At 44.6% G+C, this 13,579-nt stretch carries 14 protein-coding genes; 5 read left to right on the plus strand and 9 right to left on the minus strand.

The genetic code is table 11. The features are described from left to right. Positions 1–9: 9 nt before the first annotated feature. Entirely contained in the window at positions 10–1,305 is a 1,296-nt protein-coding gene (locus N4J56_RS03945; RefSeq protein WP_410500415.1) for a cation:proton antiporter, read from the minus strand. Positions 1,306–1,468: 163 nt separating this feature from the next. Between N4J56_RS03945 and N4J56_RS03950 the strand changes: the two genes are divergently transcribed. Beyond that, positions 1,469–2,872, plus strand: coding sequence for a cytochrome P450 (locus N4J56_RS03950; RefSeq protein WP_317105253.1), 1,404 nt, complete (start codon positions 1,469–1,471; stop codon positions 2,870–2,872). Positions 2,873–2,899: 27 nt separating this feature from the next. On the opposite strand, the gene N4J56_RS03955 is transcribed toward N4J56_RS03950, so the two are convergent. The 4 genes from N4J56_RS03955 to N4J56_RS03970 form a co-directional block, all read right to left on the minus strand. Then, positions 2,900–3,631 carry a TIGR04283 family arsenosugar biosynthesis glycosyltransferase gene (locus N4J56_RS03955; protein WP_317105254.1) on the minus strand — a complete coding sequence of 244 codons (732 nt, stop codon included), beginning with the start codon at positions 3,629–3,631 and terminating at the stop codon, positions 2,900–2,902. 257 nt (positions 3,632–3,888) lie between these two features. After that, on the minus strand, positions 3,889–4,224 hold the full coding sequence (locus N4J56_RS03960; RefSeq protein WP_015153324.1) for a carbon dioxide-concentrating mechanism protein CcmK: 336 nt from the start codon (positions 4,222–4,224) through the stop codon (positions 3,889–3,891). Between the two features lie 202 nt (positions 4,225–4,426). Then, positions 4,427–4,738 (minus strand): carbon dioxide-concentrating mechanism protein CcmK, encoded by a 312-nt coding sequence (locus N4J56_RS03965; protein WP_041462378.1) that lies wholly within the window; start codon positions 4,736–4,738, stop codon positions 4,427–4,429. A gap of 233 nt (positions 4,739–4,971) precedes the next feature. Next, on the minus strand, positions 4,972–5,436 hold the full coding sequence (locus N4J56_RS03970) for a rhodanese-like domain-containing protein (RefSeq protein ID WP_317105255.1): 465 nt from the start codon (positions 5,434–5,436) through the stop codon (positions 4,972–4,974). 426 nt (positions 5,437–5,862) lie between these two features. Between N4J56_RS03970 and mutL the strand changes: the two genes are divergently transcribed. Continuing rightward, positions 5,863–7,677: a DNA mismatch repair endonuclease MutL gene (mutL, locus tag N4J56_RS03975; protein WP_317105256.1), complete on the plus strand. Its 1,815-nt coding sequence runs from the start codon at positions 5,863–5,865 to the stop codon at positions 7,675–7,677. Between the two features lie 20 nt (positions 7,678–7,697). Here mutL and N4J56_RS03980 read toward each other — a convergent pair whose 3' ends face one another. After that, on the minus strand, positions 7,698–8,213 hold the full coding sequence (locus N4J56_RS03980) for an N-acetyltransferase (protein WP_317105258.1): 516 nt from the start codon (positions 8,211–8,213) through the stop codon (positions 7,698–7,700). A gap of 182 nt (positions 8,214–8,395) precedes the next feature. On the opposite strand from N4J56_RS03980, the gene N4J56_RS03985 reads away from it, so the two are divergent. Both N4J56_RS03985 and N4J56_RS03990 read left to right on the plus strand, forming a co-directional pair. Then, complete coding sequence (locus N4J56_RS03985; protein ID WP_015153329.1) at positions 8,396–8,788, plus strand: pentapeptide repeat-containing protein; 393 nt, start codon at positions 8,396–8,398, stop codon at positions 8,786–8,788. An 84-nt stretch (positions 8,789–8,872) separates the two neighbouring features. Further along, complete coding sequence (locus tag N4J56_RS03990) at positions 8,873–9,295, plus strand: hypothetical protein (protein WP_106216237.1); 423 nt, start codon at positions 8,873–8,875, stop codon at positions 9,293–9,295. A gap of 23 nt (positions 9,296–9,318) precedes the next feature. Here N4J56_RS03990 and N4J56_RS03995 read toward each other — a convergent pair whose 3' ends face one another. Continuing rightward, positions 9,319–9,774, minus strand: a complete 456-nt coding sequence (locus N4J56_RS03995; RefSeq protein WP_317105259.1) for a hypothetical protein — start codon at positions 9,772–9,774, stop codon at positions 9,319–9,321. A 194-nt stretch (positions 9,775–9,968) separates the two neighbouring features. Beyond that, the gene (locus tag N4J56_RS04000) at positions 9,969–11,531 is read right to left on the minus strand and encodes an NAD(P)/FAD-dependent oxidoreductase (protein ID WP_317105260.1); all 1,563 of its coding nucleotides are present in this window, start codon (positions 11,529–11,531) and stop codon (positions 9,969–9,971) included. Between the two features lie 452 nt (positions 11,532–11,983). Here N4J56_RS04000 and N4J56_RS04005 point away from each other — a divergent pair, with 452 nt between their 5' ends. Continuing rightward, positions 11,984–12,892 carry a DUF1338 domain-containing protein gene (locus N4J56_RS04005; protein WP_317105261.1) on the plus strand — a complete coding sequence of 303 codons (909 nt, stop codon included), beginning with the start codon at positions 11,984–11,986 and terminating at the stop codon, positions 12,890–12,892. Positions 12,893–12,901: 9 nt separating this feature from the next. Here the strand turns inward: N4J56_RS04005 and N4J56_RS04010 are convergent, their stop codons facing one another. Then, positions 12,902–13,510, minus strand: coding sequence for a TetR/AcrR family transcriptional regulator (locus tag N4J56_RS04010; protein ID WP_317105262.1), 609 nt, complete (start codon positions 13,508–13,510; stop codon positions 12,902–12,904). Positions 13,511–13,579 lie beyond the last annotated feature (69 nt).

The following is a 13,579-nucleotide window of genomic DNA, read 5'->3' on the forward strand; positions in this document are numbered from 1 at the left end:
ACGCAGTATTTATTCACTTTGTTCGGGTAAAGTTGCGTGTTTTGCTCGTCTACTTTTTCCTCTAATTCTACGCTCGTACCAACTCATTAAAGGTGTGGCACTAATTCCATGTAAAACTACAGAAATAACGATTGTTGTGAAAGTAATCCAGGCAATTTGTTCTGCCGCACTGTCTTTTAAACCTTCACCAAAAGCGTAGAAGAGATAGTACAAAGAACCAACACCGCGAATACCAAACCAACCAAATAACCACCGACTGGCAGGATGCAAGCGACGGCGATCGTGTTCTACCGGAGGATTTGTTGCAATCGTGCTAATCCACGCTCCTACGGGACGGATGACAAAGAGTAATAATCCTGCCACAATCAGTGAATTTCCGAGATATTGCCACAAGGGTTGCATTCTCAACAGCGATCCTAGTAACAGAATTGTGCCGACTTCCATTAACTTTTCAATTCGTTCGACGAATTCTAATTCGGACTCGCGTTTTTCTAGATTGTCTGCGTAATTTCGCTGGACGACTAACCCCGCCACAAATACGGCAATAAATCCATAACCGTTAACAATTTCTGCCAAGGAATAGGTAACCAAAATCGTTCCTAGAGCAACAAAATCCTCCATCAAAACATCAGCAGGACGACGTTTTTGTAGCTTGCGATCGATCCAAGTAATAGCTTTGGCTACGGCAATTCCCACCACAATTCCCGATGCGATCGCCCAAATTAAATCCACGGCTACCCATTGTTTAAACCAATTATCTAAATTGGGGTCTTTGAATAAATGCAATCCAAAATAGACAAAGGGAAATGCCAGTGCGTCATTCAAACCTCCTTCGGAAGTCAGACCAAAACGTAATTCATCCTCATCGTCAATGTCTGCTAACTGCACTTCTGAAGCTAATACGGGATCGGTAGGGGCGAGAATTGCACCCAGTAACACGGCTGCACCCCAATTCATGCCTAGTAACCAATGTCCTACTGCTGCCAGCGCTACAATTGAAATGGGCATGAGAAACCCAATCAGTCTGGCTGTAATCTGCCATGCTCGCAATTGTAAGGGACGGTTCATTTTTAAGCCGCAACTGAACACCGAGACAATTACGACAAATTCGGTCAGCCGTTGCAAAAACTCAGCGTTTGGTTGTACTTGAATGAGTTTGAAACCGTAGGGACCGAGAATAATCCCCACAACTAAGTAAATGAGGGCAAAAGAAAAAGGTAAGCGGGAAATCCAACCCGAACCAAGGGTAACTGCTAGCAGCAGCAGCCCAATGACAAACAAATCGAGAATATAAATATCCACCATAGCGATCGCCAACAAGAAAACGCTAGGCAAGTTTAAGGCGATCGCGGTTGACTATACATCTGCTTGCGGTAGATTATTTCAGTAATGCAGTATCTGTATTTTGACTACTTAAGGCTGGTGTAAGAATACAAAAGATTTAGAAAGAGATTTAGAGAAAGAAATTATGTTCCTACCTCAAGGTCCAAAAACTCCACCGCTCGTTCAACTGTTACAATGGATTGCTAATCCCTTTGCTTTAATGGAGTCTTGCACTCAACGTTATGGTGACTGGTTTACCCTCAAGGTAGGTTTAAATTATCGTCCCCTTGTCTACGTCAGCAGTCCTCAACTGTTACAGGAGATTCTGACCAACGACCATTACAAGCAGTTTGACGCACCTGGAGAGATCAACAGCATTTTCGCTCCATTATTAGGGGATTTTGGAGTCATCATGCAAAGTGGCGATCGCCACCGCCGCCAGCGCCAACTGATGGTTCCTCCCTTTCATGGCGATCGGATGAAGGCATACGGTGAAATCATTACCGAGATCGCTAAACAAGTCACCAGCCAGTGGAACCCGAATCAGCCTTTCTCCGTGCGGGATTCCATGCAAGCCATTTCCTTCAATGTCATTTTGCAAGCTGTTTTCGGTTTGAGGGAAGGAGAACGCTATCGACAGATCGAAAAACTCCTCTACAATTTGCTGGAGTTAACGAACTCGCCCCTCAAAGCCAGCCTCTTATTCTTTCCCTTTTTACAACGAGATTTAGGTGCTTGGAGTCCGTGGGGGAACTTTTTGCGTCAAAAGCAACAACTCGATCGACTACTACATGCTGAAATAGAAGCACGTCGCGCCAACCCCGATCCCGGGCGTATCGATATCCTCAGCTTACTCATGGCGGCGCGGGATGAAGCCGGAGAACCGATGAAAGATGAGGAACTACGCGATGAATTAATGACGTTGCTTGTTGCAGGTCACGAAACCACGGCTACAGCTTTGACATGGGCATTATATTGGATTCACAAGCTGCCCGAAGTCCGGCAAAAGTTGCTGGCAGAACTTGACAGTCTAGGCGATACACCAGACCAAAACGCGATCGTACGACTACCCTATCTGAACGCCGTCTGTTCCGAAACCCTGCGGATCTATCCCGTGGGAATGCTTACTTTTCCTAGAGTCGTGCGATCGCCCGCTACTCTTTTAGGACAACAGTTAGAACCAGGTACAGTATTAGTAGGTAGCATTTATCTCGCCCATCAACGCCAAGACCTTTACCCCGAACCAAAGCAATTTAAGCCAGAACGCTTTTTAGAACGGCAATTTTCTCCTTACGAGTACTTACCCTTCGGTGGTGGCGTGCGGCGCTGTATTGGTGCAGCTTTTGCTCTGTTTGAGATGAAACTCGTCTTGGCTACCATCCTATCTAACTTAGAACTCTCGCTAGCCAACAACCGCCCCGTACATCCCGTAAGGCGAGGTTTAGTTTCAGCCCCTACCAAAGTTGAAATGGTTATGACTGGACGGAGAAGTGAGGGGGACAAGGGAGACAAGGAAGACAAGGAAGCAATTCCAGCTACCAGCTATTGATCGCTCTTTCTACTCACCACGTACCATTCACCGAATATCCCGATACAGTCGCTTTAAATATGTGGGGGAAATACCAAACCCCCATAAAAAACCGATATATAGATATATTGCTGTTGCTTTCCAGAATCCCCAACGGGCAACACGGCGATCGCTACTTTGGACGATGCGATTGACTTGCCGGATGCGCCCTTGTCGCGCTAATTTCAAGCAGAAATCGGCTTCTTCCATAATTACCAAAGTGCGATCGAAGCCACCACATTGCCAAAAATCAGTTCGACGACAGAAGATCGCCTGATCGCCAAATAGTAACCTCAAACCCTGAAAAAATAAGTGGGGACGAAATAGTAACGGCGCGTAATAAGTTTTGAGAAAATTGTGCAGAGACATCCACCAACGAGTTTTGGAGGAACCTGCCATGAGGGAAACAAAACCCCCACCTGCAACTCCAGGATCTGCCAAAGTCTGCTCGATTATCTCAACTAGATCGTCTGGAACCCAAGTATCGGCATGGATGAAACAAAGAACTTCTCCGCTGGCAGCTTTTGCCCCTTGGTTCATTTGAATTGCACGCCCTCGCTCAGTACAGAATAAAACCTGCACTCCCGCAGCTTGAGCGATCGCAACCGTACCATCTTCGCTACCAGCATCGACAACTAACACCTCCCACGCTGGAGGATCGAGTATGCTTAGCTGTCGCAGAGTACGTCCAATACAGCTTGCTTCATTCAACGTTGGAATAATAATTGAAATCCGAGTCACAAGAAGAGCGAGTAGGGAACAGTTGTCCGTTATCAATGAAGAAAGGGTGTGGGGGAGCCAGTGCGGTCTTGGGGTTCCCCATGAGCAACTGGCGTTGGGGTGTGGGGTGTAGGGTGACAGTGACTCCTGACTCCTGACCAGTTAGTTATTTTATCTCCTCAGCCTCCTCAGCTCCCGATCGCTCCCTCAGCTTCCTCAGCTCCCGATCGCTCCCTGCTCCCTGCCCCCCTGCTCGTGCGCTCCCTACTCCCTGCTCCCTATCTTTGAATAATCGGTCGTTCCACCGAGTCGCGGAAGCGCTGGACTTCATCTGTAAAGCCGATGGGTAGTACGACTTCTACGTTTTCGTGTGGGCGCGGAATGATCACCCAGGATTCAAGCGTACCTCCGTATACATTTTCTACTGCCTCAATTCCTGCGGCAACGGCGGTTTTGACTTCTTGGACATCACCGCGCACGTTGACATTAAAACGAGCGCTACCAACTCGAATATAACCAACTAAAGTGACTCTTCCGGCTTTCACCATTGCATCTGCTGCGGCTAACACAGCAGGAAAACCCTTCGTTTCAATCGATCCAACTGCCTGTGGCACTGGCTATCTCCCCAAATAGATCGTGTCAAGAATTTTAAGTATAGAGCTTAAGAAATACATTCTATAAATGCTCATCCTATATTTTGACAGAGCGAAAGCATTTTGTGTCATCTCTTCTTTGTCAATAGATATTTATTCCTAATTTTAACAATAAGCTCTGACAGGCGATCGCGTCGCGCCCTCTCTTTCATCGCCAGTCGCCTTAAAACGTGCGGAACTGCTCTACTTTTTGAGTGTATTGAATTGGTAATACCGTTTCTATGTTTTCTGTCGGGTTGGGAATGATGTAGTGAGCGATAACTTGAGCGCCAAACACTTCTTCAGCAGCCGCAATTCCCGCTTCTACAGATCTATTTACCTCTGCTACTTTACCGCGAACCGCGACCAAAAACTCTCCTTTTTCGGCAATCCCATAGTAAACAAGGGTGACTTCGCCTGCTTTCACCATTGCATCTGCGGCGGCGAGTATTGCTGGAAAACCCAAAGTTTCAATGACTCCTACTGCTGCTGGCACGATCGCGACTCCTAGATCAATTGCATCAATGCATTTTATTGTAAATGCCGCGATCGCAAAATTGACGATTGGCGATCGCCCAAAGCTAGATGATAAATATCCCACCTCGAAAAAACTCCGAGATGGGAGTAACTTTTTTTGCAAAGTTAAATTAATCTCTGACGCTCTTTTTACGATCTAATACAATTAGCCTCGACCTTGAAGATTGAATTTCAAAGTTGCCTTCTAGCAACCTAGTTATCTCTAAGGTTTTTCTGCGTATCCGTATGGTGTTGTAGCTGAGTTACAACATTGTATACTTCTTGATCTTTTGGTGCTTGAGACTCAACAATTCCTTCTGTAGGACCTGCGATCGCCTTCCACGCAGGGAAACCACCCTTAAGTTCTGACACGTGCTCGAATCCTGCTGCACGGAGACTTTGAGCAGCTTCAGCAGTTTGCTCGTCTGTTTCACCGTAAACGTATATATCGCGGCTCGATGCGATGGAAGACTTTGCTCGTTCTGCTAAATTTTCCATTGGCATGGGCATAGCTCCCATGATATGACCGTCGTTATATGCGTTTCGAGGGCGCACGTCAAGGATTGTAAAAGCAGGTTCTCCCCATTCCAAGCGGGATTTTAGTTCGTGTACGCCCGATTGAGCGTGAATAGGAGGCTCAGGTGGAATCACTCCTTGCATAAGATTATCTTTATCCATTAGGCTTCCTCTCTTTACAAAACTAACAGCAATGTACCAAGGAAAATAAACTGAAACGATCTTTCTTTAGCAGGAACTTTTCTACATTCATCCTAAAGGTAGAGTAGCGGACTTCAACATTTACAAGCGATCTATTTTCATGTAGTCGAAGTAGAATCTACAGGATAGATAATATCCAGGACGATGCTCAAATTGGGATTAATCCGCTATTTAAGGTAATAAAATCATACTTTGGCACTCCTGAGAAAAAAACTCGGAAAATGTTTATAAAAATGGCATTAGGGAGGTAATAGGTAATGGGTGGTTGGTAGTTGCGTGGTGGCGTGGTGCGTGAGAAGAGGTTACTGATAACTGGTCACTGGTCACTGGTCACTGATAACTGGTCACTGGTCGCTGTCTCCTCACTCCTCCGATAGACTAGATCTTATGAAATCTGGGATTCTACCTTTACCTACTGAGGTCGTACATCTAATCGCTGCTGGAGAGGTCATCGATTCTCTAGCTGCTGTCGTACGGGAACTCGCAGAAAACTCCCTGGATGCTGGAGCAACACGGGTAGTTATTTATCTTTATCCGCAACAGTGGCGCGTTCGTATTGCCGATAATGGCTGTGGCATGGATTTGGAGAATTTACAAGCGTGTGCTACTGCTCATAGCACCAGTAAAATTCGTAGCTGTGAAGATTTGTGGCAAGTTACAAGTTTGGGATTTCGCGGCGAGGCGTTACATAGTTTGGCTCAACTTGCTGAATTAGAAATTTTCAGCCGTGCTGCTGAGGCTGGCGAGGGATGGCGCGTGAGATATAGCGATCGCGGTGAACCAATCAAAACAGAAACAGTGGCGATCGCTCCTGGTACAGTCGTCACCGTCTCCAATTTATTCGCAACTTGGGCAGAACGCCGTCAGGGAATGCCTTCCCTCAGTCAACAAATGAGAGCGATCCAAAATACAATTCAGCAAATTGCCTTGTGTCATCCTCACGTCACCTGGCAAGTCTGGCAAGACGATCGCGAATGGTTTACCCTCTCCCCAGGGGCTACTACCCAGCACTTAATCCCACAAATTCTACGCCAAGTCAGTTTGAGCGATTTGCAGTATCTTAAGGTTGAAGTGGCAACTCCTTTTGAGGGAGCAGGGAGCAGGGAGCAGGGAGCAGGGGGGAAGAGAGCTGAAGAAGCAACTACCAATTACCAATTACCAATTACCAGTTACCAATTGATTCCGAATTCTCACCATTCATCCCTTCAATTGGTTCTGGGTTTGCCCGATCGCTGTCATCGTCATCGTCCAGACTGGGTGAGGGTAGCGGTGAACGGTAGAATGGTAAAGTTTGCAGAATTAGAACAAACAATCCTTTCAGCGATGACACGGACGCTACCCCGCGATCGCTATCCAGTTTGTTTTCTCCATTTGAAAGTTGCGCCGTGGCAGATCGATTGGAACCGTCAGCCAGCGAAAACCGAAATTTACCTACACCACCTGAGTCATTGGCAAGAACACACAGCAGGCGCTATAGAACAAATACTGCGGCTCAATAGTCACAGCGTGTCTGACTCGGCTCATCATACACGAGTCACTCAACTGATTAAAGTTGCAGAAGAAAAAGGCGTATATAGTACGAGTCGGGAGATCGAGCAGGGAGACAAGTCACAAGTCACAAGTCAACTCTACACCCCACACCCTACACCCCACACCCTACACCCTTTTCTGAAAGCGATCGCCCAGGTACACAATATGTATATCTTGGTAGAACATCCTGGTGGTATGTGGTTGGTAGAACAGCACATCGCCCACGAACGAGTCTTGTACGAGCAACTCTGCGATCGCTGGCAACTCGTCCCCCTAGAACCGCCAGTGATTCTGAATCATCTGTCGCTGGCTCAAATAGCTCAATTGCAACGGTTGAACTTAGAAGTCGAACCGTTTGGCGATCGCTTGTGGGCAGTCCGCAGCGCCCCGGCAATGCTCGTACAGCGCGATGACTGCGCCGATGCTTTAGTAGAATTAAGCTTGGGTGGAGACTTACAAGCGGCTCAAGTAGCGACTGCTTGTCGCTGTGCCATCCGCAACGGTACGAGTTTGAGTTTAGAAGAAATGCAAACGCTACTCAATCAATGGCAGCGTACCCGCAACCCCCGCACCTGTCCCCACGGTCGCCCGATTTATTTATCCTTAGAAGAATCAGCTTTATCGCGTTTTTTCCGCCGTCATTGGGTTATTGGCAAGAGTCACGGCATCTAAGCAAGTGTTTTGCTTCATTCTTAAACGCAATCAAACGGAGATGAATACGTCACCATACCGCTAACTCCAATTAATGCGCCAGGTACGAGTTCTAGTACCATAAATATTTCATCTGGAACTGAAAAAGGCGATCGCAGTCCTTTATTTATCGCAGGCGCAAAACCAAAGCGACTGTAGAAGTTTGGATGACCCAGAACTATAACAATTTTGTATCCTAGAATCTGACACTGTTTCAATCCTGCTCTCACAAGCTGAGAACCGATACCTTGATTTTGAAACTGAGGTAGAACCGCTAATGGAGCTAAAGCCAATGCCGTAACTTCACCTTGAGGACTGACGATCGCAATTTCGCTAAATAGAATATGTCCGACAAGGCGATCGCCTTCAATTGCTACTAAAGATAACTTGGGGTTAAAATTAGCTAATTGACGAACATTATCAACCAATCTTGCTTCATCTTCTCGCCCAAATGCGAGTTTATTTACCTTAAAAATATTAGTATAATCTTCAACAGCTTCAGCACGAATTATCATCATAAGTTCTATTTAAACAACACATAATATAAATCGATTGGCTTGCATTTCCCTGTCAAATTGCAAAAGCACTAATTACCCTTTGCGCCTCTGCGTCTTTGCGTGACAAAATTATACCGAACTACAAAATTACCAACTATTCTTTTTGCCTTTAAACTAGAAATAAAACCTTTAACTTTACAATTATGTCTGAAGCCATCCCCAACTCCATGACTGATGTAGCCGAACTCCTCAATCAATATGCGGCTGGAAAACGGGACTTTACAAGCATAGAACTCGGTGCAGTCGATCTTAAAGCTACCGATTTGAAGGGTGCAGACTTAAGTTATGCCGAACTGAGTGGAGCCGACTTAAGCGGCGCGAACTTGCGAGGAGTAGACCTAAGCTATGCTAACCTCAACGAAACTAACCTCAATGGAGCCAATTTGCGCGGAGCAATTCTAATTGGTACAGATTTACGTCACGCCAAACTAGAAACAGCAGACTTACGCGAAGCAGATTACGACCCCGATACCACTCACTTTCCCCCAGGATTTGACCCCATACAAGCAGGAATGCGATCGGATCGCCCTAGCTAATACCAGTAATGAAAGCAATTTAGGATGGGATGATGACACAATCCGACGACAAATGACAAATAACAAATCATCAAGGAGATAATCATGGATCTACAAGGTAAAAAGAGAATCGAAGCTGTTTTAGCGATCGCTGGTTATGCTGCTAGTGGTGGCGCTGTGTCGGCTCTCCCTTCTCCAGGTGCAGAAATGCCAAAACAGTTTGTCTTAACTGCTGCTGATATTGGAATGTACACCTTAATTTGGAAAATCTATTTTGAGGAAGATCTATCGCAGAAAAATCTATTAGAAATTTTGGCGGAGTTAGGTATGGTTACTATTGGCGCGGTGGGGACAGCCTATGTCGTTGCTAAAGTTAGTACGGCGATTTTAAACGAAATTAACGATTGGCTGGGACCCGTGGGATGGGGTGTCAAAGCTGCGATCGCAGGTTCTCTATCGAGTTTATTTGGATTGGGTTGGATGCTCTATTGCGATCGTCTATACTCACAAAAAGAAGTAGCTTTTTAGACTTTGATTTTCAAGTTTTACAACTAGGAATTTTTGACTGCTTTAACAGTCACTTTTTTACGAAGTTTAGGACTTTTATCTCGCTCTCGCAACCATTGTAAAGACACAATATTTAACAATAACCCATTCACAAATAACAAGACGATCGAAACAATTTGATGCCAAACGATCGGTGGCACCGATAGATCGAAGACAATGTGAATAAAATTTATGACAGTGAACAGAACTGTCACGCAAAAATGTATGAGTCTATATCGTCTCGAATTATTAAATGCAGTCACTACAATTGCGATCGCTGGTAAGACAAACATGCCTAACATTAACCATGAGTCGAATGCCGGCATTTTTCCCTGACTATTAGGCATCACTACATTTTCACCATAAAGCAGCGGCATTAAAGCTAACTGCGTGTGAAAAACCGTTCCGAATAGAAATACTATCCAAAGAGCAATTATTTTTCCTTGCTTACTGATGCTCATATATCGGGTTTAGGGGTTAGAGGTTAGGACAGTGACCAGTTCGACAACGACTAGCGATCGCAATGACAAACTTTGATAACTAGTCACTGATAACTTGAATAACAGTACAGACGTTACATGTAACGTCTCTACACTGATAACTGGTCACTGTGTCCATTCTCCCTGCTAACAGCTAACAAACCAGGAGAGATCAACTATCTTTTAATCAACAGTTCAGAAGTGTTAGCTCGATTCCAGACCGATTGACCTGTAATCAATTCAACCACATCCATACCGTTACCAATGACACCTGGAACACTGGGATATCCAGCACTAGCACCAACGAAGAAAAGATTTGGCAATTCAGTTGTATATCCTAAACGATTCAAACCGACTTGCTTGGGTATTAACTTCGCACCGTAAATGTTTCCCTGTGGTTGTCCGAGATAGTATTCGCTAGTAGTAGGAGTACCAGAAACTTTCATGCGAGTATAAGCATTCACATCAGGAATCAAATCTCGCACGCTTGTCATCATATCTTGATAAAATTGCCGTTTTTTCGCCTTGTAAGCTTTAAGATCTGTTGAGTGCAACTGTTTAAACGGTTCGTAGGGACACACGGTAGCAATTTCTAATACGTGATGTCCTGGCGGAGCCATACCACCTGCTGGAGATTTCATCGTAGGACAAGAAAGAAAAATCCAAGGATGGTGTAAGTCACCCACCAATTGTTGGCGATAGGCTTGATTTAAATCGCCATTGGGATAATACCAAATATTCCAATTGCCAATCCCATATTTTTCTGGCTCGAAGCGGCTATCTAAACCTAAATAAATATTAAAAGCACTAGCAGAATATTCGTAACCAGTCAGGCGTTGACGCTCCCGGTTACTGAATTCTTCGACAGTTTCCCGCATTAACTGTAAAGTTAACTTGGGGTCTAGGTCGCTGATATAAGCACGAGTAGCCTGATAAGTTCTACCTCCGGCAATGACTTTTTGTACTTGACGGTCTTCAACTTCGATATATTCTACGGGAGTTGAAAATTGCACGACGCTACCACCAGAGGTAATGGCTGCAACAATCTCATCAACCAAGTGTTTGAAGTGGTGCTGAGGGTAATAGGCTCCTTCCGAGTAATCCCATACTAAAGAAGTATGAGTAAACAGCGCAATTTCCTCGGGTGGCAAAGCATAGTCTCCGCTCTGTCCTGCTAATATCGTTTGCAGTGCGGGTGACAAACCGACACGATTGTAGAGATCTTGCAGCGTCCAATTTCGTCTTACAAATAAATTCCAATACTTGGGTAACTTCAGCCAATCTGAGAGATGGCGATTGTACCAGCGGACTTCTTGAACTAGGCTGCGAATCTCTTGGTGTATTTGCTTAATTTCGTCACAATAGCGATTAATTGGCGTGACTTGCTCTGGAAAAGTTGAGAGCAAACGCTGACGTAGGTTTTCCCAACCTAAAGGAATTTTAAAATCAATTTCTGGAGCAATAACGCGATCGATGCAATCGGGATTGAGGGAAACAAAGGGGACATCCCGCTCGATGTAATTCAGAAATTGCGCGATCGCCTGACCCGAGCCACACTGGGAAATATAGTGAACGTCTGCACAAAATCTATATTCCCCATAATCGAACGTATGACAGCATCCGCCAGCTAAGTAATGCTGCTCCAAAACCACAACCCGATATCCTTGTCGAGTCAAACAAGCGGCAGCTGACAGTCCCCCTAGTCCAGCTCCCATAATGACAAAATCGAAGCTTTCCATATCAGACTCTCCCCGGAATATGTCTACTTTTACGCTAAGTAGAAAAGTTGAGAATCTTGTGAGTTTGTTTCAACCGAATGAAGTTAGTTGAACAAATATGTACAAAGTTAAAAGTCAAAAGTCAAAAGTCAAAATGTGCCTCTTACTATCACCATAACAAATGACAAATGACAAATGACTAATTATAAAAATAAAAAAGTTCCGCACTCACCACCATAGAATGTGCGGAACTATATCAGCGCAAAGGCGTAGCATCTACCAGTCACACTACCGTCATTCACAGATGACTCAGATGACTTGATATTTAATATAGAAATAGAATTTGAGGAACTTGTGAGGAAACAGTTGTCAGTGTAGAGATGTTACATGTAACGTCTCTACAAAGTTATCAGTTATCAGTCAGCAGGGTGGGCAATGCCCACCTCTTCATCCCCTTCTTCCTTCATGATGTTATGAAAGCTGAAATTACTCTTCATCTTTGGGATCGACTCTGGCAACAATACCGTGCTAGAGTTAGCTACGCTCAAGTTTACGAACAAATGGTTTTACAAGCAGGTGGTACGGTTGCCAACGACCATATTGCCTTTCGTTCGCTGCGATTAAATATTGATACGCCCGAAGGAAGACAGAATTTAGGCATTGAGTATTTAGCTAGTGTTGCCGAAACTTTAGGATACAAGGCAGCGGGAGAATATATTTTTCCAGCCCAAAATTTATATGCTCGCCACTATCGACACCCAGAGCAGGAACAGTATGACTTACCCAAACTTTTCATCAGTGAATTGATTGTAGAAGAATTACCAGAGGCGATCGCATCTCCGATCTATCAAACTGTTAGCGATGCCTCTCTAGGGTGGGCAATGCCCTCTAATGCAACTAATCCAACCGATATAGATCTAATAGTAGATCGACTCCAAGGCGTATTCACCCGTCCTTGGTCGCCGCCCAAAAAATCTGTGGTAGAAGAAGTTAATCGAGTTACCCAATATGGAGCTTGGGTATTATTACACGGATATGCAGTCAATCATTTCACTGGCTACGTCAACCGCCAGCACACTCTACAATATCCAGATATAGAGACTACAGCTAACGGCTTAGCTGCTTTGGGAGTACCGATGAAAGCCCAAATTGAAGGTAGTTTAGAAGTTGGTTTGCGTCAGACTGCTACTCATGCAGTGAAAGAGATGGTGACAGTCATAGATGATGTGACTGGGAAATTGATTCAAATTCCTTGGACTTATGCTTATTATGAAATTGCCGAACGCTACCCAGTAGAAGCATCGGGAAAGAAAGTATTATTTGATGCTTTTTTGGGACAAAATGCTCAATATTTATTTGAGATGACAAGAAAAGGCTCTTAAGAAACTAGCCTATTCATCCAAATATAACTTTAAATAACCCAAAATTAATTTCTTTGTCTCGTCTACAACCTTGGCACGAAAAAATTCATCTCGATGCAAAGATAACCATTGTAAAGTTCCTACCACTTCTACAGAAATAGTGGCAATTAACTCGCACTGTGCTGGATCTAAACTTGGTTTTCTTCGAGCTAGAAATTTTTGCAATTCAGCACTAAGGGGTATTTCCATCTCTTCATACATTGAGAGAGGTACTTCTGGCGTAGCTTTCAATAACTGCTCGAAGACAATCCGATAACCAGGATTGGCAGTGTAGAAGCGATCGTATGTGTCGAGAACTCTTTCTACATATACAGATAATGATAATGCGATCGCCTCTTCTGTATGCAGGTCGGCAAATATCTGTCGTTCCTGTTCTATGTATTTTGCTGCTAATGCTTTCAGAATTGCAGCTTTGTCGGGAAAGAACTGATACAGCGAACCTACAGGAATTTCAGCACGGGAAGCGATCGCTCTTGTGGTTGTATCCTGATACCCTGCTTCTATAAACATCTGTTCTGCTACGTTCAAAATCCGAGCCACTCGCTCTTGACTCCGCGCCTGCTGGGGTTTTCGCCGCATTTGAGGATTTTTTTGAGAATTCGTTGCTATCTACGCTTGACGAAACATGAATAATGTTCGTATTTTAAA

This window comes from Chroococcidiopsis sp. SAG 2025, from assembly GCF_032860985.1.
GTDB lineage: Bacteria > Cyanobacteriota > Cyanobacteriia > Cyanobacteriales > Chroococcidiopsidaceae > Chroococcidiopsis.